Source organism: Falsigemmobacter faecalis (genome assembly GCF_003863335.1).
Lineage (GTDB): Bacteria > Pseudomonadota > Alphaproteobacteria > Rhodobacterales > Rhodobacteraceae > Wagnerdoeblera > Wagnerdoeblera faecalis.
On sequence record NZ_RRAZ01000024.1, the window covers coordinates 32,448 to 56,637 of the forward strand.

At 63.6% G+C, this 24,190-nt stretch carries 15 protein-coding genes, 3 pseudogenes and 1 riboswitch; of the genes and pseudogenes, 10 read left to right on the forward strand and 8 right to left on the reverse strand.

The window, feature by feature from the left end:
* Window positions 1-21 precede the first annotated feature (21 nt).
* Together EG244_RS14910 and EG244_RS14915 are read left to right on the forward strand one after the other, a co-directional pair.
* A complete protein-coding gene (locus EG244_RS14910; protein WP_124965858.1) occupies window positions 22-444 on the forward strand; it encodes an allophanate hydrolase-related protein in 423 nt (140 codons plus the stop codon).
* Window positions 441-1,853 carry an amidase family protein gene (locus tag EG244_RS14915; protein ID WP_124965860.1) on the forward strand — a complete coding sequence of 471 codons (1,413 nt, stop codon included), beginning with the start codon at window positions 441-443 and terminating at the stop codon, window positions 1,851-1,853. Before EG244_RS14910 ends, EG244_RS14915 begins: the two co-directional genes overlap by 4 nt.
* 50 nt (window positions 1,854-1,903) lie before the next feature.
* On the opposite strand, the gene EG244_RS14920 is transcribed toward EG244_RS14915, so the two are convergent.
* From EG244_RS14920 to EG244_RS14930, 3 genes are all read right to left on the reverse strand, one after another.
* The gene (locus EG244_RS14920; RefSeq protein WP_199737993.1) at window positions 1,904-3,091 is read right to left on the reverse strand and encodes an iron-containing alcohol dehydrogenase; all 1,188 of its coding nucleotides are present in this window, start codon (window positions 3,089-3,091) and stop codon (window positions 1,904-1,906) included.
* 72 nt (window positions 3,092-3,163) lie between these two features.
* A complete protein-coding gene (locus EG244_RS14925) occupies window positions 3,164-4,819 on the reverse strand; it encodes an AMP-binding protein (protein WP_124965864.1) in 1,656 nt (551 codons plus the stop codon).
* A 72-nt stretch (window positions 4,820-4,891) separates the two neighbouring features.
* Window positions 4,892-6,835: a flavin-containing monooxygenase gene (locus EG244_RS14930; RefSeq protein ID WP_124965866.1), complete on the reverse strand. Its 1,944-nt coding sequence runs from the start codon at window positions 6,833-6,835 to the stop codon at window positions 4,892-4,894.
* A 214-nt stretch (window positions 6,836-7,049) separates the two neighbouring features.
* Between EG244_RS14930 and EG244_RS14935 the strand changes: the two genes are divergently transcribed.
* From EG244_RS14935 to EG244_RS14955, 5 genes are read left to right on the forward strand one after another with little or no spacing between them, the layout of a single operon-like run.
* The gene (locus EG244_RS14935; protein ID WP_124965868.1) at window positions 7,050-8,258 is read left to right on the forward strand and encodes a serine hydrolase domain-containing protein; all 1,209 of its coding nucleotides are present in this window, start codon (window positions 7,050-7,052) and stop codon (window positions 8,256-8,258) included.
* Between the two features lie 34 nt (window positions 8,259-8,292).
* Window positions 8,293-9,435, forward strand: a complete 1,143-nt coding sequence (locus EG244_RS14940; protein ID WP_124965869.1) for a C4-dicarboxylate TRAP transporter substrate-binding protein — start codon at window positions 8,293-8,295, stop codon at window positions 9,433-9,435.
* A gap of 58 nt (window positions 9,436-9,493) precedes the next feature.
* Complete coding sequence (locus tag EG244_RS14945; RefSeq protein WP_124965871.1) at window positions 9,494-10,012, forward strand: TRAP transporter small permease; 519 nt, start codon at window positions 9,494-9,496, stop codon at window positions 10,010-10,012.
* A complete protein-coding gene (locus EG244_RS14950; protein ID WP_124965873.1) occupies window positions 10,009-11,316 on the forward strand; it encodes a TRAP transporter large permease in 1,308 nt (435 codons plus the stop codon). Before EG244_RS14945 ends, EG244_RS14950 begins: the two co-directional genes overlap by 4 nt.
* A gap of 36 nt (window positions 11,317-11,352) precedes the next feature.
* Window positions 11,353-12,036 carry a TetR/AcrR family transcriptional regulator gene (locus tag EG244_RS14955; RefSeq protein ID WP_124965875.1) on the forward strand — a complete coding sequence of 228 codons (684 nt, stop codon included), beginning with the start codon at window positions 11,353-11,355 and terminating at the stop codon, window positions 12,034-12,036.
* Window positions 12,037-12,254: 218 nt separating this feature from the next.
* On the opposite strand, the pseudogene EG244_RS21010 reads toward EG244_RS14955, so the two are convergent.
* The 4 genes and pseudogenes from EG244_RS21010 to EG244_RS14980 all read right to left on the reverse strand — a co-directional run.
* Window positions 12,255-12,967: pseudogene (locus EG244_RS21010) on the reverse strand (IS5 family transposase); the annotation flags it as partial.
* Window positions 12,968-13,068: 101 nt separating this feature from the next.
* Window positions 13,069-13,530: pseudogene (locus EG244_RS14970) on the reverse strand (IS481 family transposase); the annotation flags it as partial.
* Between the two features lie 694 nt (window positions 13,531-14,224).
* Entirely contained in the window at window positions 14,225-16,054 is a 1,830-nt protein-coding gene (locus EG244_RS14975) for a TonB-dependent receptor plug domain-containing protein (protein WP_124965881.1), read from the reverse strand.
* A gap of 126 nt (window positions 16,055-16,180) precedes the next feature.
* A riboswitch (cobalamin riboswitch) is annotated at window positions 16,181-16,380 on the reverse strand.
* Window positions 16,381-16,537: 157 nt separating this feature from the next.
* Window positions 16,538-17,320 (reverse strand): SDR family oxidoreductase, encoded by a 783-nt coding sequence (locus EG244_RS14980; RefSeq protein ID WP_124965883.1) that lies wholly within the window; start codon window positions 17,318-17,320, stop codon window positions 16,538-16,540.
* 1,403 nt (window positions 17,321-18,723) lie between these two features.
* Here EG244_RS14980 and EG244_RS14985 point away from each other — a divergent pair.
* The 3 genes from EG244_RS14985 to EG244_RS14995 are packed head-to-tail and all read left to right on the forward strand — an operon-like array spanning window position 18,724 to window position 21,634.
* Window positions 18,724-19,698: an acyl-CoA dehydrogenase family protein gene (locus tag EG244_RS14985; RefSeq protein ID WP_124965885.1), complete on the forward strand. Its 975-nt coding sequence runs from the start codon at window positions 18,724-18,726 to the stop codon at window positions 19,696-19,698.
* The gene (locus EG244_RS14990; RefSeq protein ID WP_124965887.1) at window positions 19,698-20,834 is read left to right on the forward strand and encodes an acyl-CoA dehydrogenase family protein; all 1,137 of its coding nucleotides are present in this window, start codon (window positions 19,698-19,700) and stop codon (window positions 20,832-20,834) included. Before EG244_RS14985 ends, EG244_RS14990 begins: the two co-directional genes overlap by 1 nt.
* Before the next feature lie 11 nt (window positions 20,835-20,845).
* Window positions 20,846-21,634, forward strand: coding sequence for a crotonase/enoyl-CoA hydratase family protein (locus EG244_RS14995; protein WP_124965889.1), 789 nt, complete (start codon window positions 20,846-20,848; stop codon window positions 21,632-21,634).
* Between the two features lie 1,226 nt (window positions 21,635-22,860).
* Here the strand turns inward: EG244_RS14995 and EG244_RS15000 are convergent.
* Window positions 22,861-23,109: pseudogene (locus EG244_RS15000) on the reverse strand (IS3 family transposase); the annotation flags it as partial.
* Window positions 23,110-24,190: the final 1,081 nt, after the last annotated feature.

Here is a 24,190-nt window from a genome sequence, read left to right on the forward strand (position 1 = left end):
GGATGAAAGACAGGAAATTTAATGACTTATCAAGAGATCCTGCTCGCCGTCTGTGGTGCGCATCTCTCGGGCATGGCGCTTAATCACCAGCTGACCGGGTTGGGGGCAGAGCTGCGCGAGACCACCACCACGGCTGCGGATTATCAGCTTTATGCCCTGAACGACCTCGCCCCGCCGCGGCCCGGGCTTCAGCGGGTGGCCGAAGGCACCGGCCATGCGATCGAGGTTGAGATCTGGGCGCTGAGCCCGGCAGCCTTTGGGGCTTTTGTGGCGGCCATCCCCGTCCCCATGGCCATCGGTATGAACCGGCTGATCGACGGGCGGTGGGTGAAGGGCTTTGTGGCCGAACCCATCGCGCTCGGCCAGGCCGAAGACATCAGCAGATCCGGCGGCTGGCGCGGCTATTGCGCGGCCCTCACGCATTCAAACGGAGAGATGAAATGACCCTGACCTGGGACCCCATGACCGGATCGCTGGATCTGGCCACCCTGCGCCGCGCCTTTGACGGCGGCCTGACGCCCACCGCGCTGATCAACGCAGTCTACGACCGCATCGAGGCGCGCGGCGAGGATCACGTCTGGATCACCCTTTTCCCCCGCGAAGAAGTCCTCGCCCGCGCGGCGGATCTGGAGGCAAAGGGCCGCTCAGACGACCAGCCCTTCTGGGGTCTCCCTTTCGGGGTGAAGGATAACTTCGTGATGAAGGGGGTTCCGGCCTATTCGGCGGTGAAAGCCTGGAAGCACATCCCGCAGGAGACCTCCTGCACGATCCAAAAGCTGCAGGATCTGGGGGCGATTGCCCTTGGCACCCAGAATATGGACCAGCTGGGGATGGGGCTTGTGGGGGTGCGCACGGACTTCGGCATCCCCGCTTCGGTCTTTGACAAGGACTATATCTCAGGCGGCTCAAGCTCCGGGGCGGGCGTCTCGGTTGGCGCGGGGCTTGTCAGCTTTGCGGCCGCCAATGACGCGGCAGGCTCGGGCCGGGTGCCCCCGGCGCTGAACGCAATTGTCGGCTATAAACCGACACCCGGCCTTGTGCCACGGGCCGGGAAATCCCCGGCGGGGATGTGCGGCTCGGACAATATGCTGACGCTGAGCGTGGCGGATGCGGTGGAGCTGCACAATGCCTGGTTCACCTGGGACCCGAGTGATCCGAACTCAAAGCCCGAGGCGGAGGCCTTCCGCATCACCCTGGCTCCGATCCCGGCAGCGTTCCGCTTTGCGATCCCCGATCAGCAGTCGATCTTCTTTGATGGCGACGCCGAGGCCGAAAAGCTGTTCCGTCACTCGGTCGAGGTGCTCAAAAGCCTCGGCGGTGAGGCGGTTGAGGTCGATGTCAGCGATTATCTGACCGTGGCCCGCATGCTCTATGAAGGGGTCTTCATCGCGCAGCGCCATGCGAATTTCCACCAGCGCTTTGATCAGGACCCTTCGGCGCTGCATCCGGCGACCGCAGAGATCCTGTCCTGGGGCGCGAAATGGACCGCGACCGAAGTCTTCAAGCAGATGTACATCGTCAATGCTGCCAAACAAAACTTCCGCAAGCTGTTGAAAGAGGTGGATTTCCTCGTCACTCCGACCACCCCCACCACCTATACGATTGCCCGGCTGGAAGCCGATAATATTCGCCTGAATGCCAATATGGGCAGCTATACGAACTTCGTGAACCTGCTCGATCTGCCCGCCATCTCCGTGCCGGCAGGGCGGCGGCCGGATGGTCTGTCGCTGGGTACCATGCTGATCGGCGGCACGCTTGAAGATGAAAAGATCTGCCGCTTCGGCCATGCGCTGCAAAGCGCGATGAATCTGCCGGTCGGCATCACCGGAACGCGCCCGTCAGAGATGATCTGACCGCTGCGCAAAGAAAGACAGGGCAGAGCCATGGGCTCTGCCCGCCTGCATCAGGCCGCGGTCTCAAGGATGCGGATGAAATCTTCCGGGCCGGTGATTTCACGCGGGTTGGTGCGGCCCCAGATGTCCTGCATGGTATAGTCGGCGATGGTCGCGAAACGCTCGGGCGTCACACCGACAGCCGAGAGCGAGCGCGGCATGCCGAGCGAGGTGATGAAGGCGCAGGCCAGATCCCCGGCCGGGGTCCCGGGCGCGCCAAAGGCCGCCGAGATGCGCTTTTGCCGCTCGCCGTTCACTTCCGCATTCCAGCGCAGCACGAAGGGCGACATCACACAGGAGGTATAGCCATGCGGCACATCGCAAAGCCCGCCCAGCACATGGCCGATGGCATGGCTTGCGCCCATCGGCACGCCGCCGATGATCGGCAGCATCGACTGCCACACGCCGATCTGGCATTTCAGCCGCGCGTCGAGATCCTGCGGATCGGCTTTCACCCGCGACAGCCCCTCAATCAGCAGCCGCAAAGCACTTTCGGCAAGCCCGTCGCAATAATCATTCGAGCGGAAGGACTGCAGCGTCTCAATCGCATGATCAAGCGCGCGCACCCCGGTCGAGAACCAGAGCCATTCGGGGGTATGCTGCGTCATGGCCGGATCAAGGATGATGCTGACCGGGGCCATCAGGCGGTGCTCATAGCCCTGCTTATGGCCGGTCTCACGATCCGTCGCGCCCGAGAGCGGGTTGAACTCACCGCCCGAAAGCGTGGTCGGCACGCAGATCGTGCGGATGCTCTGCGGGCGAAACTCCGGCAGCGCGGTCGGGTTGATCAGCTGGCCTTCGGCATTCACCTGGATATGCAGACGCCCCATATCGGCGGCGGTGCGGATATCATTGGACAGGCAGATCGGCACGATCTTGGCACAATCCGTGACCGAGCCCCCCCCGACCGAGACGATCAGATCGGCCTTGCAGTCCCGCGCCATCTCGGTCGCTGAGATAACATCGGTGCGCGGCCCATGCGGAGCAACCCCGCTGAAGGTCGCGGCATGGCGCGCGCCAAGCGCGGCCTCAATGCGGCTGATTTCATCGGTGCTTTCACGCAGCGAGGCGCTGGTGATCAGCATCACCCGGTTCGCGCCCAGAAGGGCCGCTTCGGCGGCCAGAGCCTCAGCGGCGGGCTGGCCAAAAATCACCCGCTCGGTAGCGGTCAGGATAACGGTTCCGGCAGATATGGTCATAGAGCTTCCTCCCATGGGTGTAAGACCCGGCCGCACCCCCTCCTCCGGGGCGCGCGGTGGCCGGGCAGTTGGTCAGGCAGTGGCGGTAAAACGCTCGCTTTTCAGGCGGATCCCCGAGGCCTCGCGGTCCCAGGTGTCGGGGGTCACGGCTTCGGCGCGCAACTCGTGCTTCAGCACTTTGTTGGACGGGGTTTTCGGCAGCGCCGGCAGCACGCGGATGTAGCGCGGGATCATGAAATAGGCCATGCGCGGGCGCAGCCATTCGATGAGTTCGGCCGGATCAAGGCTGCGACCCTCAACCGGGGCCACGATGACCATGACGTCATCCTCCGCCAGATCCGAGGGCACGGCCACGGCGGCGGCTTCGCTGACATCGGGATGGGCGGCGACCTCGGCCTCCACCTCAAAGCTGGAGATATTCTCGCCGCGGCGGCGGATCGCGTCTTTCATACGGTCGACGAAGAAGTAATTGCCCTCTTCATCCTGCTGAAACGCATCGCCGGTGTGGAACCAGCCATTGCGCCAGGCTTTGGCGGTGGCCTCAGGATTTTTGTAATAGCCCGAGTTCATCCCCCAGGGACGGTCAGAGCGCAGGATCATCTCACCGGTTTTGCCGCGCGGCACTTCGCAGTCGTTCTCATCGACCAGACGCACCTCAACACCGGGGCGGGCTTTGCCACAGGTGCCGCGCACCCTTGGGTTGGCTTCTGAGATGATCGGCGTTGAGATCTCGGTCATATTGAAGATCGTATGAACATCGACCCCAAAGCGGCGGGCAAAGCTTTCGGAATTGGCCGCCAGCGGCACCATCAGCACAAGACGCAGCGGGTTTTCGGCATCCTCCTCGCGGGGGGGCTGCTTTTCAAGAAAGGTCGCCATAACGCCCAGAAGAAAGGCCACGGTGCAGTGGTTGTTGCGGATGGTCTGCCAATAGGTCGCGGTCTCAAAGCGCTCCACCACCGCGAAAGAGGCCCCGCGCGCCAGCATGCAATACATCGGCCCCATGCCACCGATATGGAACATCGGCGAATTGATGAGATAGCGGTCGGTGTCGCGCACGAAGGTCCAGGTCTCAGGCCCCGCATTGGTCCACAGATGCAGATAAGACGACAGCACCCCCTTGGAGGGACCCGTGGTGCCGGAGGTGAAGATGATCGACTGCGGATCCCAGGGCTCAATCGGGCGCTTCAGGGGCTGCAACACGCCGGAGGCGGGCAGCATGCTCTCTGCCCAGGTTTTGACCGGGAGCGGCGCATCGGCACCGTCGCCGGACCCGAGCAGCAGGATCTGTTCGAGCCGGTGCAGCCCAAGCCCCGCCAGTCGCCCGGTCAGATCGGAATGCACCACCGCCAGTTTCGCATCCGAAACCTCGATCACATGCTCCAGCAGGCGACCCTTATAGGCGGTGTTGATCGGCACATAGACCGCGCCGATGTAGTTCAGCGCGAAGAACAGCCGGATCTGCTCGCGGCTGTTGGGGGCAAAGACCAGCACGTGATCGCCCTGGGCCACGCCAAGCGCCTGAAGCCCAAGCGCGGTCTGCAGGATCAGCTCGCGGAAGGCGGCGAAGCTCCATTCCTCGCCGGTATCGTCATAGCGCACGAAGGTCGCTTCGGGTGTTTCGCGGGCAAAGCGGTCGATCAGATTGCGCGTGACCACGCGGTCGCGGGCCGGGATGCGCGGATCGGTGGTTTCGGGAACGGCGGGCGCGTCGATACAGCTGAACATGAAGTCCTCCCCAATGGTGTCGGGCGGTGCGGGTCCGGAGTTCTCCTCCGCCGGACCCGGCCGCAGATGGTTTCAGGCGCACGCAGCCTGTGCGGTGGCGGCCGGTGTCAGCTCAAAATCTTCCGGCCTGGCCCGGCGTGTCATGCGCCAGAAGTCATCATTGCGCCAGGGCGTAATGGCAACCACCCGGCCGCGCGAATTGCGGTACCAGTTCTCCATGCCCGGATGGGTCCAGACCATGCGCGAATGGGCCTCATCCACGCGGCGGGCATAGTCTTCATAGACCGGGGATTTCACCTCAACCGCCGCGAGATTTTCGCGCAGCATCATCTCAAGGACGCTCATCACATAATCCATCTGGTTCTCGATAGAACTGATGATGCTGCCGCCATGGCCAAGCCCCACATTGGGACCCAGAAGCGTGAAGAAATTCGGGAAACCCGCCACCACAGTGCCCAGATAGGCCTGCGCGTCATCGCCCTTCCAGACCTCACGCAGGCTCGCGCCGCCGCGCCCGATGACCGGCAGAGAGCCAAGGATTTCCGCCGCCTTAAAGCCGGTGGCAAGGATCAGCACATCGGCCTGATGCCGGCTGCCGTCCGAGGCGGTCAGAGTATCCCCTTCAATCTTCGTAAGCCGTTGATCAACCAGAGTTACATCGGGCCGCGCCACCGTGCGGTACCAGCCATTGTCGAGCAGCATCCGCTTGCCGAAGGGCGGAAAATCCGGCAGCACCTTCTCCAGCAGGTCCTGGCGGGGCCCGAGTTCGGCCTTCACGTAATCGGTGAACATGCGGCGGTGATGATCATTGGTGGCGTTCAGCGCGCGCTCGGGGTGCGGCCAGTCGGGGTCTTTCTGCAGGCTTGGGTGGATGCGGTCGTTGAAGGTCCAGGCAAGGCGCTGGCGGTACCATTTTTGATAAAGCGGCACATTGGCCAGCAGCCAGCGCACCGGATCCGGCACCGCACGGCGGAACTGCGGGAAGGGCGCGGCCCATTGCTTTGAGCGGGCAAAGACCGTGAGATGGGCGGTCGCATCGGCGATGGCCGGGACGATCTGCATGGCGGTTGCGCCATTACCGACCACAGCCACTTTTTTTCCTGTAAGATCAAGGTTCTGCGGCCAGTGCGCGGTATGGAAGGACTGACCCGAAAAACTCTCCAGCCCCTCAATCGGCGGTACCAGGGGCGTGTTCAGAACCCCCACGCCCGAGATGACGATGGCCGCGCGCTCCTCGGTGATCCGGCCATCGGCGTGGCGGATGCGGACCTGCCATTCGCGGCTTTCCTCCAGCCAGCGGGCCTCTTCGACCGTAGCCTCAAAGGTGGTGTGGTCGGCTAGGTTAAAGCGCTCGGCGACACCGCGGAAATAGGCGTAAAGCTCATCGCGCAGGGCGAAATACTGCGCCCAGTCATGCGGGGCAAAGCTGAAGCTGTAGATGTGGTTTGGTGTGTCAACCCCGCAGCCGGGATAGCGGTTTTCATACCAGGTGCCGCCGAAAGCGTCGTTTTTCTCAAAGATCTGAAAGGGGATCCCCGCCTTTTGCAGCCGGATTGCCGCACAGATCCCCGAGACCCCTGCCCCCACGATCAGCGCCCGAAAGCCCGCGCGCTGCGGCAGCGGCGCAAAGCGCCGTGCCTGAGGCCCGATCCCAAGGCCCGCAGCGATGTTTTCGCCATAAGCCTCAGGCACATCCTCGCCCATCGAGACCGAGAGCATGCGGGCGAGCAGCTCCGGCGCGGGACTGGCAAGGGCCACCTCTCCCGTCTCGCTCCAGCGGGTCAGGGCCGCGCAGGCGGCGTCGCGGATTTCGCGCTGAATCTCCGGTGGCAGGCGGGCATCGTCATTGTCATCAAGCCCGCGCGGGCGCAGCGGGCGATAGGGCGCCTCCAGCCATTTCAGATCCGCCGTCAGCTGCACCAGAACCATCAGCAGCGTCGGAATATTGGCACTCTCAACCGCCTCCTCCAGGCGGGTCAGATCAAGCCGTTCGGCGATTTTCTCTATATCGGACATAGGCTTACTTCCTCCCGAGGATGCGGCGCACCCTCCCGCCCGGATCCGGGCCTTCTCTTTCACAGTCCGTCTCCGGCTTGGTCTTGACCGGCTGCGACTCTGCGGATAGCGTCTGAAACACTCGTCTAAAACAGATGTTTTATCCAGTCGTTTATATCTGTCAAGCGGGCTCTCGTGTCACCCGGATGTGACGCGAAGGAAGGGAGGGGGGAAGATGACGTCAGCCGTGAGTATCCGCGGAAGCTGTGCGCCCGAATTTGCGCGGCTCGGTGCGGAATTTGAGCGCAATTTCACCCATCGGGGGGAATTGGGCGCGGCGCTCTGCCTTTGGCATGAGGGGCGGAAAGTGGTGGATCTCTGGGGCGGGCTGACCGCGCCTGAGGGCGATCCCTGGCAGGAGGAGACGCTGCATCTGGTCTTTTCCTGCACCAAGGTGGCCAGCGCGCTTTGCCTGCATCTGCTGGTGGAGGAGGGCAGAATCGACCCCGATGCGCCCCTCAGCGCGGTCTGGCCGGAACTGCGGGCGGGTCAGTTGGGCGGCACTTTGCGCATGCTTTTTGACCACAGTCTGGGCCTTCCGGCGCTGCGCGCGCCCTTGCCCGGTGATGCCATGCTGCGCCCGGATCTGATGGAAGAACGGCTGGCCGCCGAAGAGCCCTGGTGGGTCCCTGGCACAGGCCAGGGCTATCACGCGCTGACCTTTGGCTTTCTGGCCGGTGGGCTGGTGCGGCGGCTGACGGGCGAGAGCCTGGGGACGTTCTTTGCGCGCCGGATCGCAAAGCCCCTGGGGATTGAGTTCTACATCGGCCTGCCCGAAGCCCTTGAGCCCCGCGTCGCCCCGATTGAGGCGCACCGCAGCCGTCGGGACGCCCCCGAGACCGCCTTTCTGCGTGCCGCAAAGACGCCAGGAAGCGCGACCCATGCCTTTGTTTTCAACTCCGGCGACTGGGCCGCGCGCGGGGTGAACAGCCGCGAAGGCCATGCCGCGGAAATCGGCGCGGCCGGGGGTATTTCCAACGCCCGTGGGCTGGCCGGGCTTTTTGAAGCGCTGACCGAAGGCGGCCACCGCCTTGGCCTCAGCCGCGACCGGATTGCGGCATTTTCCACCGCCACCTCGGCCTGCCACTGCGACCAGGTGCTGCGGGTGCCCGCGCGCTTTGGGGCGGGCTTTATGCTGGGCATGGACAACCGCGCCCCGACCCGGGGGGGGGAGGGGCTGATCTTCGGGCGCAGCGCCTTTGGCCATATCGGCATGGGCGGCTCGCTGGGGTTTTCCGACCCCGGGGCGGGGCTCTCCTTTGGTTATGCGATGAACCGCCAGGGCCCGGGACTTTTTCTCAACGAAAGGGGGCAGGCGCTGGTTGATGCCGCTTACCTCTCGCTTGGCTACCAAAACAGCGCGCCGGGGTTCTGGCAGCGCTGATCTGACGCCGCAGTCATCCATCAGGGAGGATAAGATGACGCTTTTGAAAACCACGCTTCTGACCGCCGCACTTGGCGCGGGCCTGGCCACCAGCCCCGCCTTTGCGCGCGAGCTGAACTTCGCCATCGGCCATCCGCCTGGCTCTTATACCATTCAGGGCGGTGAGGAATTCGCCAAAACCCTGTCGCAGGAAACCGGCGGCGCATTGAGCGCGAAGGTTTATGCCATGTCGCTTTTGAACATGGCCGAAACTTCCTCCGGGCTGCGCGAGGGGCTGGCCGATATTGGCACCGTGATGTCGACCTATTTCCCGGCAGAATTTCCGGCGACGAACTTCCTGCTGGATGCCTCGATGCTGTTGAACCTGATGGGCGAGGAGGCGGCGAAGGTTGCGGGTCCCGCCTATGCCGGGGCGATGGCGGAATATGTCATGCTGAACTGCCCGGAATGCACCACCGAATTTGCCGCGCAAAATCAGGTCTATACCGGGGCTGCGGGCACGCCGGGCTATGGGCTGAACTGCACCCGCCCGGTGGCCAGCCTTGAGCAGATGAAGGGCGCGCGTCTGCGCATCGGCGGCGCGGCCTGGGCGCGCTGGTCTGAGGCGGTGGGCGCGACCCCGGTCACCATGTCGGGCAATGAGATGCTGGAGGCGCTGTCGCAGGGCGTGCTCGACTGCATCGTGCTGGCGGTGCCGGATGTGCAGAACTTCGGCATGGGGGCCTCGGTCAAACATGTCACGCTGGGTGCGCCGGGCGGGGTCTATATTGCCTCGCTGACCAATGTGAACCGTGAGGTCTGGCAGGAGCTGTCAGAGGCGGAACGCGGTGCCTTTATGAAGGCGGCGGCGCGCGCCAATGCGGTGGCGACCTGGGCCTATCACGCGGGCGAGGCGGAGGTGCTGGAGAAGATCCGCGCCGGCGGCGTGCAGGTGCATCAGGCCGATGCGGCCCTGCGTGACGCCTCTGCCGCCTTTGTTGAGCGTGATCTGGCCGCCATGAGCGAGACGGCGAAGGGCAAGGGCCTCGCCCGCGCGCCGGAAATGCTGGCAGAGTTCCGCCCGCTGGTTGAGAAATGGGTCGGGCTGACCAAAGATATCAGCGATGCGGAAGCGCTGACCGATCTTTACTGGCGCGAGGTCTATTCCAAAGTCGATGTGACCCGCCACGGCTTCTGAGGCAGTCGCTTCGGGGCAGAGCTGCCCCGAAGCACGCCCGCCTTTTCAGGATATTTCCATGACATTGCTTTGGACCATCGCCACGCGGGTCACGCGGCTGGGCACCATCTTAGGTGGCATCGCCATCGCCATGATGATGCTGCACGTGAGCTTTGATGTGCTGTCGCGCCATCTGTTCAACAGCCCGCTGCCGGGCACGCTGACCATGGTGACCTATTATTACATGATTATCGCGACCTTCGTGCCGCTGGCCCATGCCGAGCACAAACGCGCCCATATCTCGGTCGAAGTGCTGACCGAGCGGCTGCCGCAGCGGCTGCAGCACCATCTGCAGGGCTGGATGTATCTGGCGACCGGCTGCGTCACCGGGCTTCTGGCCTGGCGATCCGCCACCGATGCGATGAAGGCGATGAAACTCGGGGCCTCGCAGGTTCAGGGCGCTGAGACCATTGCGGTCTGGCCCGCTTATTTCGCCCTGCCCTTTGGCGCGGGTCTGATGACGCTGCTGTTGGCTTTGCGCTTTGCGGCCTATCTGACCGGCCGCAGCGAAACCCTTGAGACGGAGGCTGCAGCATGAGCGGCGTTGAGCTGGGACTGGCCGTCATTGGCCTGCTGCTGGTGCTGATCGCACTCAGAATGCCGATCGGCTTTGCGCTGACCGGGGCCTCTTTTATCGGGCTCTGGGTGATGATGGGCTGGCGGGTGGCCTGGGGCTCGCTGGGGGTGATCCCCTATCAGTTTGCGGCCAATTGGGTGCTGAGTTCAGTGCCGATGTTTCTGCTTCTGGGCTTTATCTGCTATCATACAAAGCTGACCCAGGGGCTGTTTAACGCGGCGCGTCTGTGGCTTTCGGCCCTGCCGGGGGGGCTGGCGATTGCGTCTATTTTCGGGGCCTCGGGCTTTGCCGCGGTCTCGGGCTCCTCGGTGGCCTGTTCGGCCACTATGGGGCGGATCGCGATCCCCGAGATGCTGAAAGCGCGCTATCATCCGGAGCTTGCCACCGGCACCCTGGCGGCGGCGGGCACGATTGGTGCGCTGATCCCGCCTTCCATCATCCTGATCCTTTACGGCATCATCGCCCAGATCCCGGTGACCGGGCTCTTTCTGGGCGGTCTGGTGGCGGGGATCCTGACGGCAATCGGCTATATCATCGTCATCCTGGTGCGGGTCAAACTCGACCCCTCGCTGGCGCCATCCACCAGCGAGCGCGCGCCGATGTCCGAAAAAATGGCGGCGCTGAAGGAGACCTGGCCGGTTATTCTGCTGATCATCGCCATCTTCGGCGGACTTTTCAGCGGCGTCTTCACCCCGACCGAGGCCGGGGCCACCGGGGCTTTCACCGCCCTGCTGATCGCGGGCCTGAAGCGCACGCTGACGGTAAAGGCTTTCATCGATTCGATCCTTGAGACGGTGACCACCACCAGCTCGCTGATCATCATCGGGATCGGTGCCAGCCTTCTGACCCGGTTTCTGGCGCTGTCGGGCACCGGCGACTTCCTGAGTGCCGCCGTGCTCAGCCTTGGGGCGGATCCGATGGTCATCATCATCGGGATCGTGGTGCTTTACCTGATCCTGGGGATGTTCCTTGAGCCGATCGGCGCCATGCTGCTGACCCTGCCGATCGTGCTGCCCATCGTCAGCGAAAGCGGCTTTTCGCTGCTGTGGTTCGGGATTTTGCTCTGCAAACTGCTGGAGATCGGCATGATTACCCCGCCGGTGGGCATGAATGTCTTTGTGATCAAAAGCGTAACGGGCAATCTGATTTCCACCACGGCGATCTTCCGGGGGGTGCTGTGGTTTCTGGTCATGGATCTTCTGATGGTCGCCCTTTATATCCTGTGGCCTGATCTGATCCTGGCGCTTCCCGCAGCCTTTGGCTGATCCCCCGCAGTCCACCGACTTTCAGAAAGCCTGCCGATGTCCCAAGCCGCCTTTCCTGTTCCCGATGCCGAGAGCCTCAGCGATCCGACGCCTGAAAAAATCAAAGCGGCGGCGCTGAAGCTGTTCTCGTCACGCGGGATCGACGGGGTCTCGGTGCGGGACATCGTGACAGAAGCCGGGCTGCGCAACGGCGCCTCGCTGCATTATTACTTCGGCTCGAAAGACGGGTTGTTGCGCGCGCTTGTCACCGACGGGGCGCGCCACTCCGACGGCGCCCGCGCCCGCGCGCTTGCGGCACTGGAGGCGGGCGGCGGGCCGAAACGCGTGCTCGATATCCTTCGGTTGCTGATTGATGTGGAGACCGGCCTTTACGGGGGCGGGACAGGGGCGGGTTTTGGTCATATGCGCTTTGTCGTGGCCATGCAGATCAACCACCGTCGCCTCTTCACCGAGGCTCTGCGGGAGGTGGAGAACCCGGCCTATCTGCGCTGTCTCTCGCACATTCGCCGGCTGCTGCCGGAGATCGCAGAGCCGGTGCTGAACCAGCGTCTCATTCTGATGTATATGATGCTCTGCACCGCACTCGGATCACGCGAGGCCGCCCTCTCAGAGCCCGAGCCCCGCAGGGGCCTTTGGGGGATGGAGGGCATTCTCGATAATCTGGCGCGTGGCATGACCGCCTTCCTCTCTGCCCCCTCTGAGGAGGAGACCGGGATCTGAGCCAACGGGAAACCGCAGGGCGTGTTTGCACAAATGCGGCGGCGGCAGGATGTGCTTCTCTCCCCTGGTCCGCCTCAGGAGCGCTGTTGCACACCCCGGCCTCTGAGCAGACTTCTCCTTAATCGCCCGTTGTTTATGGAACGCGGGCTGTCGTCGGCGTGCCGGGAGCCGCGAAGCGGTTGAGGAACGCCATCGGTCCGAGAGAGACTGCGAAGAGCACGGAGCTGCACTGCTGCAACCTGTCTGTCGAATGCCTTTGCGATGAGCCTTTGTCCGGGTAGTTTGATGCAATTCATTTTCGTCTCCCCCCAGCTGCGACGATGAGACCCGCTCCATTTGCCCCAGAGGCGCCAGGACCTGTGCCGGTCATCATGGCACGCCCTGGCACCGTCGGTGGTGGGTGTCCATAAACAGGCATTTTTTCGGGGCGGTATAATCGCTACCGCACCTCTGGCAGTGACAGCCGCCTGTGTCGTAAGCCCCGTCAGCGGTCACGCAGGCGATCTTCTCTTGCAGAGCGATCTGGCTGAGCAGATCCGGCAGGACCGGCGCATCACCGATAGCACCTGAGGTGACGTCAACAGCGCGGACCTCCGGTGTTTTCTCATCAACGGTGACATGGACCTTACGCCCGTCGGGCCATGATTTCGCCATCGGTTCGAGAAACCATGACGAGGAACGCTTAGAACCGCCATGTTTGCGCCACTGCCGCTCACCTTCCCCCCCCTTCACCATTGGGCTCGGACCCATGATGCCTCAATGGCTCAGTGGCTATCAGAAGGTGCAGGCTCTCTTCGCGGCAATCGGGGATCACTATGTTCAAGGTCTTCTGACGGCGGCTTAACCTGCTGAAGTCTGGGACGGACCACGGAAATCCTGAAAACTCCGGCAGGTTCTCCATGAACCCTGTGGCCTGCCCCAAAGGCAGACCTGAACGGCGTTCGTCGGGCAGACCAATCGCCGGGCATTTCATCCCCCGGATCAAATGCTTATCCTGCTCATACCCGAACTGTTTTCTGATCCTCCTCATACCTCCGCCGTCTGCACCTCTGCTATATCGATGTGGAAGAAGCCGATCGGGTAGCGCTTGAACTTTTGCTTTTTGGGCTTGTCGCCGCTGACGTCCTCAAGCCGGGAAATACCGTGACGCTACAAACAGCGGTGAAGAGCAGACCGGCTGAGATGCGGGATGCTGGGCTGGAGGGCATAGAGACAGTCATCCAGGGGAAGCAGGGTGTGGCGCCGGAAGGCCACGACAATAGCCTCTTCTCCCTCGGTCAGAACGGTCGAACGGGGCTCTTTTGGCCCCGTCTTCCGGTCTTCAACCGAAGATCTCTTGCGCCACTTGGCGACCGTCATTGGGTTGATCCCGAGTTCCCGGCTCAGGTCCGAGAGCACTCAAGCCTGCCTTTGAACCAATGGCAGGCAAGCCCTCATTATTGCTGCTCTGACGGCGTGCGTAGTCGTGGCGCATCCATGACGAATTTGTCCCATAGGGCATCCTTCCATCCCCTTGAAAGGATCACACCATCAAACCGTAGGATCAAACAGCTATGCCGCGATCGGGGGGCTGATCATACGTCCTCTTCCCCGCCCCGGATCGGTGTTGGCTTTTCCAGGTGCCCCGCTGACGCAGCGGTTTCGGCCAGAGCCGCTCTTTACGGGCAGGCTCCCGTTCCAGCACCCGGATCCGCTTGCGCTCCTCCGGTGAGATTAGCGCTGTTGCCGCACTGGGTCTGATGAATGTGACGGCTTTCGCGCAGGACAGTGAGAGGCCTTTGCATGGCGGACCCGGTCATTCGCAGCCTCGCAGGCCTGCCGCCAGGCTTTGATCTGCTCGGCGTAAAATCCGCGCTCACGGCACCAGGCGGCTCAATCAGCCTTCGGCACAGCTGCGAATGTGTCACGCGAGCTCCGGCATCCGGCCAAAGCTGGTCTCGCCCCCGCGCGGCGCCGGTTCTGCAGCACCGCTTCAGAGATCCCCTCCTCCAGCGACAACTGTCGAAGGGAGGTTATGGTCGGCGAAAGCCTCCGCTTTAAAACTGCCGTTTTATGATCTGGTGAACAGCCCGCGTCATCTGCCTGCCCTGCCCCCTCAAATTCGAGAGACATTCAGGGATCGGGACAATTCCCCTGACACAGCGCCGCGTGAATGCGCGGGGACCCCCTGAGGGCCCCCGCGACCGCTTCAGAACCTCGTGCTCAGACCGACGAAGATCTGGCGTCCGGGTTGACCGTAGTTGCGCACCGTCTGGTAGCGCTCATTGAACAGGTTTTCTGCCCGCAGCCAGACATCGGTGCGCTCCGTGACCTGGTAACCGAGGCTCGCGTTGACCAGCGTATAATCCGGCATGCGGGAGGCAGGGGCCGGCCAGATTCCATTGTCGCTGAAATCTGCAACATGATGAACGCTTGCGCGGGCGGAAAGTTTGTCGCTGATCCGGCCCTCGACGCCAAGCGCCAGATCATGGCGCGGCACACGCACCGCCACCGTCCTGACGCCGTTGTTCAGCGTATAGGCATCAGTATAGGTGTAGTTCCCAAAGACCTTCCAGCCCTCGGTAAAGGCGTAGTGACCGGTCACTTCAGCCCCGCGGGTCAGGGTCGTGCCAGGGGCCTGTTCATAGGTGCTGCGACCAAAGCTGATCCGGTTCTCGATCTCCGTATCAAAGAGGGTGACCTGCAGCGCAGCGCTTTCGCCCCACAGATATTCCGCCCCAAGCTCAAAGGTGCGGCTGGTCTCAGGTTTCAGATCACGGTTGCCGTAGTTACTGTAGAGTTCATAAAGCGAAGGCGCCCGAAATCCCGTCGAGGCGACAGCCCGGATCACCCAGGCCTCTGAGGGCCGCCACGCAGCCGCCGCCCGCCCGCTTGTTTTGGTGCCAAAGGTCTGGTGATCATCGCGGCGCAGGGCCAGAGAGATATCCAGATCCTGCCGCGGGGTCAGAAGGACTTCGCCAAAGACTGCTCGGGTGATGACCGAGCCCTGATCGCTCCCGGCCGCGAAGGTTTCCTTCGTATAATCCGCGCCCCAGTTGAGGGAGAGCCGGTCAGAGGTGGTCCGGTTGCCTTTCCAGCTCAGCTGATCGCGGTCCCCTTCATATTTTTTGACGAAACCCAGCGGGTACTCCCGCAGGGTCGAGACCCGCGACAAAGCCAGCTCATGCAGCGTCTCGCCATAGCGCGCCTCGGCAAAGACCCGGCCCCCGCGCAGCCGGCCCGTCTCAAACTCGCCGTTGTCTCCGGTCTGGCTGTCAAATTCTGCGTAGCTGTCACGCAGGAAGCCGTTCAGCCCGAGCCGCAGATCTTCGGTCAGATCGTAAGCGCCGTAGAATGTCAGCATGCTCGCGCGGAAGGCATCCTTCTCCGTACCGGCGGCATAGGCGGAAATGCCGTCCGTCGAGGTGCGGCTGGCCGAGAAGGCGAATTCTCCGCGGGCGGTCTTTACGCCGACAGAGGCCGTCGCGCTTGCGGACCGCGCCGAACCGGCCTCAACGGTCACCTTCGCCTCAGTGCCCTCCGCTTCGGCCCGGAAGGTCGTGATATCAACCACCCCGCCGATGGCTTCAGAGCCGTAAAGGGCCGACTGTGAGCCGCGCAGAACCTCAATCCGGGACAGGTTCCCGGAGGTGGTCGAGCCAAAATCATAGCTGCACTGCGTGCCCGAGGGATCTGCCACGTCAATGCCGTCGATCCGCACCCCGATGTAAGGCCCGGCCAGACCGCGGATCCGCAGAGCCGTCGAGGTGCCGATACCGCCGTTGCGGCTCATGGAGAGGCCGGGCAGCCGTGCGAGCTGCTCGGCGACTGCGGTATTCCCGGTGCTCTTCAGATCCCCCGCGGTCAGCACGGTGACGCTGGCACCTGTGCGGCTCAGCGCAACCGGGGCGCCTGAGGCGCTCAGGGTGATTTCTTCAAGGCGGACGGTCTCAGGCAGATCGGATGCTGCGGCTGCACTGATCTGCGCAAGTCCGATGACGGCGCATAAGGCAAGATAAGACACTGATGAGGATCGCATGGATCTCTCCCCTTAAACCCGGCGACCCGGGCCATGACAATTTGAGCCGCAGGGCACTGAGCCTTCTGCGAGCGACGGATTGTCACCTCTGCGGGATTGCCGCTCCCCGGACGCGCCCCGCGCCCTGGATGGGTGATCGTCGGGACAGGTCTCCTGACTTGCGGGTCAGCGCGTGCGGCCCACCTTCCCATACCCGAGGGTACAGTGGTGTTCGGACCGTCGCTCGCCGCTTACAGTTGCGGGGGCAGTCGGGGATTTGCCGGTAATCCGGCGCACCCCGTTCCCTATTAAGCCGCTCTCACGGCATCTCGACCTGTCGGTTCTGCCTGCAGTGGGGAGGAACTGTCAAGCGGGCAACCACCGCGCCAGTCCGTGTTTAATGGCCGTCGAATAACGCGCAGATGCCGGTGCACGCTTCACTGGCCCTGAGCCTGCAATCCTGAGCCTGCGACAGGGAGAGAGCGCCTCCTCCGCGCGCGGCTTTCACTTGCCCGGCGTCGCCGCAGACCCGGCGAGAAGGCCTCCGTCGATTGTCAGCTCAGCGCCGGTCATATAGGCCGCGTCATCCGAGGCCAGAAGAACCGCCAAAGCCGCCACCTCCTCCGGCCTGCCAAACCGCCGCAGCGGCGTGTCGGCGACCATTGCCGCCTCCCGCGCCGCCCGATCCGGCCCGCTTCCCAGCATCGGCTCCCACATCGGGGTCATCACCGCAGCGGGATGGATGGAATTGCAGCGAATATTAAGCCCCTGACCCGCGCAATAAAGCGCCACGCTTTTGGTGTGATTGCGGATCGCCGCCTTTGACGACGCATAGGCCGCCGCCATCGGGATGCCGACCAGCCCTGAACGGGAGGAAATGTTGATGATGGAACCCGATTTTCTGGCGCGCATGGCCCGGATGGCATAGCGACAGCCGAGAAAGGTGCCATCCAGATTAACGGCATGTACCGCCCGCCAGTCGGCAAGCCGCGTATTCTCCGGATCCTGCGCAGGTGCCGCGCCTTCGAGGCCGGTTATCCCGGCATTGTTCACCAGCACATCGAGCGCGGGGAACCGCTCCGCAATGGCGTCCCAATCGGCCTCCTGCGCCACGTCGAGGCGCACGAAGAGCCCGGCTGTTTCATCCGCTACGGCCCTGCCTCGCTCAACGTCGATGTCGGCGATGATCGTGAAAGCGCCTTCGCAGGCAAAGGCCCTGGCAATGGCCGCACCAATGCCGCTGGCCGCGCCGGTTATCAGTGCAGTTTTTCCCTGAAGTCTGGGCATGAGCAACCTCGTGACACATGAGACGTAAATCCTGCCCTATCCGGCTGGTGTTGCAAACAGTCAGATAACCCTGCCCCCCCCTGGCGCCGGCCCATGCCATCCCTCCCATCCGGACGGATAGGCTGTGATTGAGCGGCCCGAGGTCAAAACGTCAGGGTTGAGCGAAGGCCATTGGCTGATGGCTGTATCGGCGGTGACGGGACTGACACGGCCTGCAACAGAGATCGCCAGCAGGGGGGTGCTTTTCGGTCCCGCACCGCGGACATCCACTGCCGGATCCCGATCCGCTCTACCCTCATTTTTCAGGTTGCAGGCGCGAAGGTTCAACCGGATTTCCGCATCAGCGCTCTTCCGCCCTCTGGTCCGGAAACGGATCGCGCCCATCCCGGCCCTGATGCTGCCGAACCCATGCCCGCCCCCTCTGCGGCGGAAGGTTATGGATGCTGTCGATGCAGTCAGTCTGACCTCTGCGCCTCCCCCGGCATAGGCTCCTGCGTCCAATGCGTGATCGGCGCCCTTAGCCCGCCGTGCCGTGCATCTGCACCAAGCAGCCGCCACAATCGCGGGTCCGGTCGCATTGTAAGTCCCGCCCGCTTTCAACAGACGACACAGGTGCCTGGTTGGCCCGACATCCTCAGGCGCCAGCAGCTTCGGCAGTCGCGCGAGAGTGTCAGCCACCATCGTCAGAATGACGCGCGCCCGACCGGCTCGGCTCCGCGAAAGAGGGTCCGGGCCATGCCGCCGACGGTTTGGCCCGAGGCGAGCGTTTGCGGTGTCTGATCAAAAGGGCGGAGCCCTTGGGGCCTGTGGTGCAGCTGTCGATCACGTTCCGTGCACTGTGCAGAGTGACGCAGACCAGCGACAAAGGTGGCCGCGTCAAACCCCTTCTCCACGCTGGCGCGGCGAGCCGGGGCAACGAAGGTGGATCATGTCCTGTGCGGCGCGCTGTTCCGCGTGGCAGGCGGCCCGGGTGAGGTCGCTCCTTTTGCAGGATCAAACCGGATCGGTTCTCCTTCAGCGCATGGCCGGGAGAGCCCGGCATGGCCTTGGTGCCAGGCGATTTTTTGTAAGGTCGCGTGCCGGGATTCGCCGTTGAGGCAGGAGTGGTAGTGCAGCGGCTCTGACCCCGGAAATTCACTGCTGCATTGCGGCTTTGGCAGTTCACCGGGGCGCTCTCAGAGGTGGTCGGGAGGGGGCGCACCCGGGCTCTCCGGCCCCTGCGGTCCATCGGACTCGTCGTCCGGGGACCTGTCGCAGAGCTTCGGGATCCACAGAGCTGAACCGCACTTCGCTGAAGACAGGACGGCGAATTCAGATTGACGGAGCCGCATATCTCGGGCGGGATCTCCCTATGATCCCTGGGCCGCAGCCGGCCTGAGACAGGTGAAAGGGAAGACACCAGGATGAGCACAGACCTGATCCGCGACAGCGCCGAACGGCTGTTCGGGCCCAAAGGCGGCAGCCGCGCGCCCGCCGCCCTCTGGCGCGAGACGGAAGCGGCAGGCTTTGGTCTCGCGCTTCTGAGCGAGGCGGAGGGTGGCTTTGGTCTGAGCACGCGGGATGCACTGGAGCCTTTAATCATCGCCGCCCGCTGCGCAGCACCGGTGCCGCTGGCCGAAACGATGCTGGCGAACTGGCTGCTGGCGCGCAGCGGGCAGGGGCCGTCGGAGAATGCCTCGGTGGTGGTATCGGACCTTGCGCAGCCCGTCCTCTGGGGTCCGGCAGCCACTGAGGTGCTGTGGCTCGATCCTGAGGGTCATGTGACACGCCTGCCCGCCGGGGTCTGCACCTGGACGCCGTTGAGCTCCCTCTCGGGCGAGCCAATGGAGCGCCTTTTGCCCCCGCCACCGGGGGGCATCCGGTTTGATCCCGGCGTCAGCGCGATGCATCTGCGCGCCATGGCAGCCCTGCTCAGGGCGGCGCAGATCTCCGGCGCACTGGAGGGGGTGGTGCAGTTGAGTGTGAGCTATGCGGCCGGGAGGGTGCAGTTCGGACGCGCCCTCGCGGGGTTTCAGACGATCCGGCATTATCTGGCACAGATGGCCAATCAGGCCGCCGCCGCCCGGGCAGGCATTGCCATGGCGGCCGCCGCCGCAGATCAGGGCGATGTCGGGAGCTTCATTGCCCTCGTCGCAGCCGCCAGGATCCGCGCGGGTGAGGCGGTGGGCCCGGTCACCGACCTCGCCCATCAGATCCATGGCGCGATCGGCTTCAGCGAAGACTATCCGCTTCATCAACTGACCCGCAGGCTCTGGCTCTGGCGGGACCTCGACGGCGATGAAGCTTACTGGTCCGCCCATCTTGGCGCCAGGCTGATGGCGGGCAAAGAGCGGGGCCTATGGGCGCAGATCACCGAACTGCAGGGAGGAAGCCTCTGATGGAACTGCCGGAATTTCCCGTTCCCCCCGCTGCGGGTCCCCACGCCGCCCTGCGCGCGGAGGTCCGTGCCTTTCTGAAAACCGCCCTGCCGCGCGGCTTCTCAGAAAAAGACCGCGCTCAGAGCTGGACCGGGTTTGACGCGGGTTTCAGCCGCGCATTGGGTGCGGCAGGCTTCATCGGCATGACCTGGTCGCCCGACTATGGCGGCCATGGCCGCAGCTTTGTCGAGCGCCAGGTGGTGCTGGAGGAACTTCTGGCAGCAGGTGCGCCGGTCGCCGCGCATTGGATCGCCGATCGTCAGAGCGCACCGATGATCCTGCGCAATGGCACCGAGGCGCAGCGCCGGGAGATCCTGCCCAAAATCGCCGCAGGCACCTGCTATTTCTGCATCGGCATGAGCGAGCCGGACAGCGGCTCGGATCTGGCCTCGGCCCGCAGCCGGGCTGAGCGGCGCTCTGACGGGCGCTGGACGCTGAGCGGCACCAAGCTCTGGACCACCTATGCCCATAAATCACACTATATGATCTGCTTTTGCCGCACCTCGGCCTCAGAGGTGCGGCACGGCGGCTTCAGCCAGTTTCTGGTCGATCTCTCGCTTCCGGGGATCACGATCCGCCCGGTCCGCGATATCTCCGGCGCGCATCACTTCAACGAGGTGCATTTCGACGAGGTCATCCTGCCCGAAGACGCCCTTCTGGGCCGTGAAGGCGAAGGCTGGGCCCAGGTGATGGCGGAACTCTCCTTTGAGCGCTCGGGGCCCGAGCGGTTTCTCTCCTCCTTCCCCCTGGCCGAAGCCTTTCTGCGCGCAGCCCCCGACACCGAAGAAAGCCGCCGCGAACTGGGCCGTCAGGCCGCGCATCTGATGGTGCTGCGGCAGATGTCGCATTCCGTGGCGGGTCGTCTGCAGGCCGGAGAGCGCCCCGATCTTCATGCCGCCATCGTCAAAGATCTCGGCGCGGATTTTGAGCAGCAACTGCCCGAGCGGCTGCGCCCCTGCCTGAACCCGCTGTGCGCCGACGACAGCTACCGCGAGACCTTTGATCATATCCGCCAGGCCGCGCCCTCATATTCGCTGCGCGGCGGCACCCGTGAAATCCTGCGCGGCATCATCGCCCGCGGCCTTGGACTGCACTGAAGGAGCCTGCCATGACCCTTGTGACCTATGACGCTGCCCCGGACGGGATTGTGACCCTGACCCTCAATGCGCCCGCGACGCGCAATGCGATCTCGGATCTGCCGATGATCGAAGCGATCCTCGGCGCGCTGTCGCAGGCCGAAGCGGATCCGCAGGCGCGGGTCATCATCCTGACCGGCGCGGGGACCGCCTTCAGCGGCGGCGGCAATATCAAAGCCATGTCGCCTGGTCAGGGCCTCGTTGGCCATGAGCCCGGGCAGACGCGGCGCAACTACCGCGCCGGAATCCAGCGCCTGCCGCTGGCCTTTGAGGCGCTGGAGCTGCCGGTGATTGCCGCCGTTAATGGCCCGGCCATCGGCGCGGGCTGTGATCTGGCCTGCATGTGCGACATCCGCGTTGCCGGGCGATCGGCGCGCTTTGCAGAAAGCTTTGTGCGGCTGGGCATCGTGCCGGGTGATGGCGGGGCCTGGCTTTTGCCGCGTGTGGTAGGCTTTGCCCGCGCCTCGGAACTGGCGCTCACCGGAGAGATGATCGACGCGGAAACCGCGCTCAGCTTTGGCCTGGTGACCCATCTGGTCGAGGATGCAGACCTGCTGCCCCGCGCCCGCGCGATTGCCGCAAAAATCGCCGCCAATCCGCCCGATGCCGTGCGCATGACCCGCCGCCTGCTGCGTCAGTCCTGCAACACCACCCTGCCCGCAGTCCTCGATATGTCCGCCGCCATGCAGGCTGTTGCCCATGCCAGCCCGGACTATCTGATCGCATTACAAAAAATGCTCGATGGCGGAGGCCGCAAATAGCAGCCGCCGCTGTTCAGGGCATATATGCTCCGGATACCCGCCGGGTGCAGACGATGCCTTTAGCCACGTGGGTCCACAGCGATCCCGGCGCAGACGGAATGAAGCGCGAAGAACCGGGCGCGGGCGATCACACCTGCACCCGGGCGCAGTTCATTGCCTAAGGGCTGGCAGATCGGCCGCCTCCTGGCTCTGCCCGGCCGCACCAAAAAAGGGGTAATGATCGACATTGCAAACCCGGTGTCCGGCACGCGTCTGTGAGGTGGCCAGACAACACCATGTGGTTGTTGAAGCCTTTACTTTCGACACATTGCGCCTCTATCATATTGATAATGATATTATTTCTTAAAGAAATCCGGGCCGGGCCTGCTGCTCCGCCACCAGATTTGAGCTGCCTCCCCCGCGCGGGCGATGCCAATCTGATCCAGGGCATGGACGCTCCGATGAGCGTGACAGGACAAGCAGGCGAAGAGCCACAAAGACAGGTCTGCCGGTCGCAGATCTGTTCACCGTCCTCTGTGCCGTAAGGGCCGGTCACTGCGCCTGCACCAGAGAGCCACGACACCGATTGCTCATCCTCCTGGCCTCTGTCGCGATCTTTAAAATTCGGGCGATGTGCCAAACTTCCCTTGGCGCACGGCCAAAGCGAAGCAAAACCCTGGACAGCTGCGCGCACTCCGCAGCCTTCCAGGCCTCGACGATCCTGGGCTGCCCCCCGATCATGCCACCATCGCAGCGCGAACAGTCCACCGCCCGCGCCAAAGGCATGGCCCGAAAAGGCGATCAGCAGCGTTTCTGATCCCATCTGATCGACACTATGGGCGTTGCAGCTAAGCCTGGCGACAGCACCAGCCAAACCCCCCATTTTTCGATGCGCCCGTCGCGCAGCCCAGATGCATGCCATCAAAACGCGGCTCAAGCCCTGCCATATTCCTGGCAATTTTGGTTTCCTGCCGGAAACCAGTGCAGTTCTGAGCCTCTGAAGGCCTGCACAATCCACTGATTTCCTGCGCAGGCTCTGGCGGAGCCCAAGATCCACGAATATTGCGGTGGACGACAGCGTTAAGTGTTTGAGAACAAATCGCAAAACAGAGTTGGTCATTGAGGCTATTCAGGGCAGTATAGAGGGAGATGGCTCGGTTGGTCTGAACAGGCTCCGGGCGTTTTCTAAGTGGCTTTCCGCCTCGGTCAGGCCGCTGCCGCTTCGGGCATTGGCAGGTTGCCAAGCAGGCTTGACCCGGGGTTTTCCCGCCAAGCGATAAATGCGGCGGCGGCTGTTTTAAAAGGTCAGATATCGGCCGATCCCGGCGCGGGCTTCGGATACGCTGGCGCAGGCACGCAGGTAAACCTCTTCATATTTGATGGTCCGCCACAGGCATTCGACGAAGACCTTGTCGCGGCTTGCCATCCATGCTGATCCTGATGGCGGGCTCGGCCAGCGCCCTGATGAAGTCTGCCGAGGTGCACTGTGCCCCCTGAACGCCCTGCTCAGCGTCACGTCGCCATTTGCGCCCAGTTGATCTCCTGAGCCCGTTTGCGAATTATGCCGGAAACTTCGCGGGCAATGTCGCGCTTGAGGCAGCGGATGGCGTCCCTCTGCGTGCTGTCAGCCGCGATCCGCCTTGTGAGACAGGCCTGCGTCATCGCGTCCCCGCGCAGGCGCCCAACGGCACGCCCTCTTCGCAGCCCGCTCACCTCCGCGGTTCAGGCGATGTCTGGTGGTCTTGCCGATGATGCCGGCACCGGGCTCCCACCGCAAAGGCCACAAAACCCGCCTCCGGGGAAAGGCCTCAGGATTGTCGCCGGCTGTCAGCAAAAGTTGCGCGGCACGATGCCCCCAACCGCGGGCCGGGAAAGCCCCTCCGGTGCCAGATCCCCGACGGTGGCTTCGCATATAACGTCCGGATCTGCGATGTCATCATGGTACTTGAGGGAGCGGCGCGCCAGGAATCGCAAAGAGATCCGACAGGCCTCCTCACCCTGCCGATATCCCGTCATGTCCGGGCGCCAGGCCACGAGCCTGCGGATCAACGGCATAGGGGTCATGCTGCGCAGGATCCGGCGCGCCTGCAGAACTGTCCTGCGGCAAACCCGCAGAACTCCGAGACTTTCCACCAGACCGTCCCGACCAGGGGGCGTCACCCTGCGGCGCTCTCTGCGTCGAAAGTCTCGTTCCTGCCACTACCTCTGCCTGCGCGCCTGTCCGGTCCCGCCCCTTCGGGGACATCCATGGAGGCCGCCTGCGAATAGCGCAGGCGCCCCGCGCCATAACTGCCCAATCCTTTGCAGCTCTCCGAAGGAGTATCCGTCGTCGAATGATTTGGAACAGCCGCGCTGATTTTGTAGCGGATGGCCTGGGCTCATCGGGTTCAGGCTATGCTGCTTGACGCTGGTGGTTCAAGCGGCGGTTTTGGATGGTCTGCTGTTTGATGCGCCTCCTTTCAGCGAGGATGGTTTCACCGCGACCTGAACTGGCCCCCATTTCGACCGGACATGTAAGCACCAATTTGGAGGCTTAGACCCGATGATCGCTGTGTGAACTGACTGGGTCGGCGGCCT

What these genes read in the sequence shown, in the direction of transcription:
- EG244_RS14910 (WP_124965858.1), top strand. Translation starts at nt 22, where the DNA reads ATGACTTATCAAGAGATCCTGCTCGCCGTCTGTGGTGCGCATCTCTCG.
- EG244_RS14915 (WP_124965860.1), top strand. Translation starts at nt 441, where the DNA reads ATGACCCTGACCTGGGACCCCATGACCGGATCGCTGGATCTGGCCACC.
- EG244_RS14920 (WP_199737993.1), bottom strand. Translation starts at nt 3,091, where the DNA reads ATGACCATATCTGCCGGAACCGTTATCCTGACCGCTACCGAGCGGGTG.
- EG244_RS14925 (WP_124965864.1), bottom strand. Translation starts at nt 4,819, where the DNA reads ATGTTCAGCTGTATCGACGCGCCCGCCGTTCCCGAAACCACCGATCCG.
- EG244_RS14930 (WP_124965866.1), bottom strand. Translation starts at nt 6,835, where the DNA reads ATGTCCGATATAGAGAAAATCGCCGAACGGCTTGATCTGACCCGCCTG.
- EG244_RS14935 (WP_124965868.1), top strand. Translation starts at nt 7,050, where the DNA reads ATGACGTCAGCCGTGAGTATCCGCGGAAGCTGTGCGCCCGAATTTGCG.
- EG244_RS14940 (WP_124965869.1), top strand. Translation starts at nt 8,293, where the DNA reads ATGACGCTTTTGAAAACCACGCTTCTGACCGCCGCACTTGGCGCGGGC.
- EG244_RS14945 (WP_124965871.1), top strand. Translation starts at nt 9,494, where the DNA reads ATGACATTGCTTTGGACCATCGCCACGCGGGTCACGCGGCTGGGCACC.
- EG244_RS14950 (WP_124965873.1), top strand. Translation starts at nt 10,009, where the DNA reads ATGAGCGGCGTTGAGCTGGGACTGGCCGTCATTGGCCTGCTGCTGGTG.
- EG244_RS14955 (WP_124965875.1), top strand. Translation starts at nt 11,353, where the DNA reads ATGTCCCAAGCCGCCTTTCCTGTTCCCGATGCCGAGAGCCTCAGCGAT.
- EG244_RS14975 (WP_124965881.1), bottom strand. Translation starts at nt 16,054, where the DNA reads ATGCGATCCTCATCAGTGTCTTATCTTGCCTTATGCGCCGTCATCGGA.
- EG244_RS14980 (WP_124965883.1), bottom strand. Translation starts at nt 17,320, where the DNA reads ATGCCCAGACTTCAGGGAAAAACTGCACTGATAACCGGCGCGGCCAGC.
- EG244_RS14985 (WP_124965885.1), top strand. Translation starts at nt 18,724, where the DNA reads ATGAGCACAGACCTGATCCGCGACAGCGCCGAACGGCTGTTCGGGCCC.
- EG244_RS14990 (WP_124965887.1), top strand. Translation starts at nt 19,698, where the DNA reads ATGGAACTGCCGGAATTTCCCGTTCCCCCCGCTGCGGGTCCCCACGCC.
- EG244_RS14995 (WP_124965889.1), top strand. Translation starts at nt 20,846, where the DNA reads ATGACCCTTGTGACCTATGACGCTGCCCCGGACGGGATTGTGACCCTG.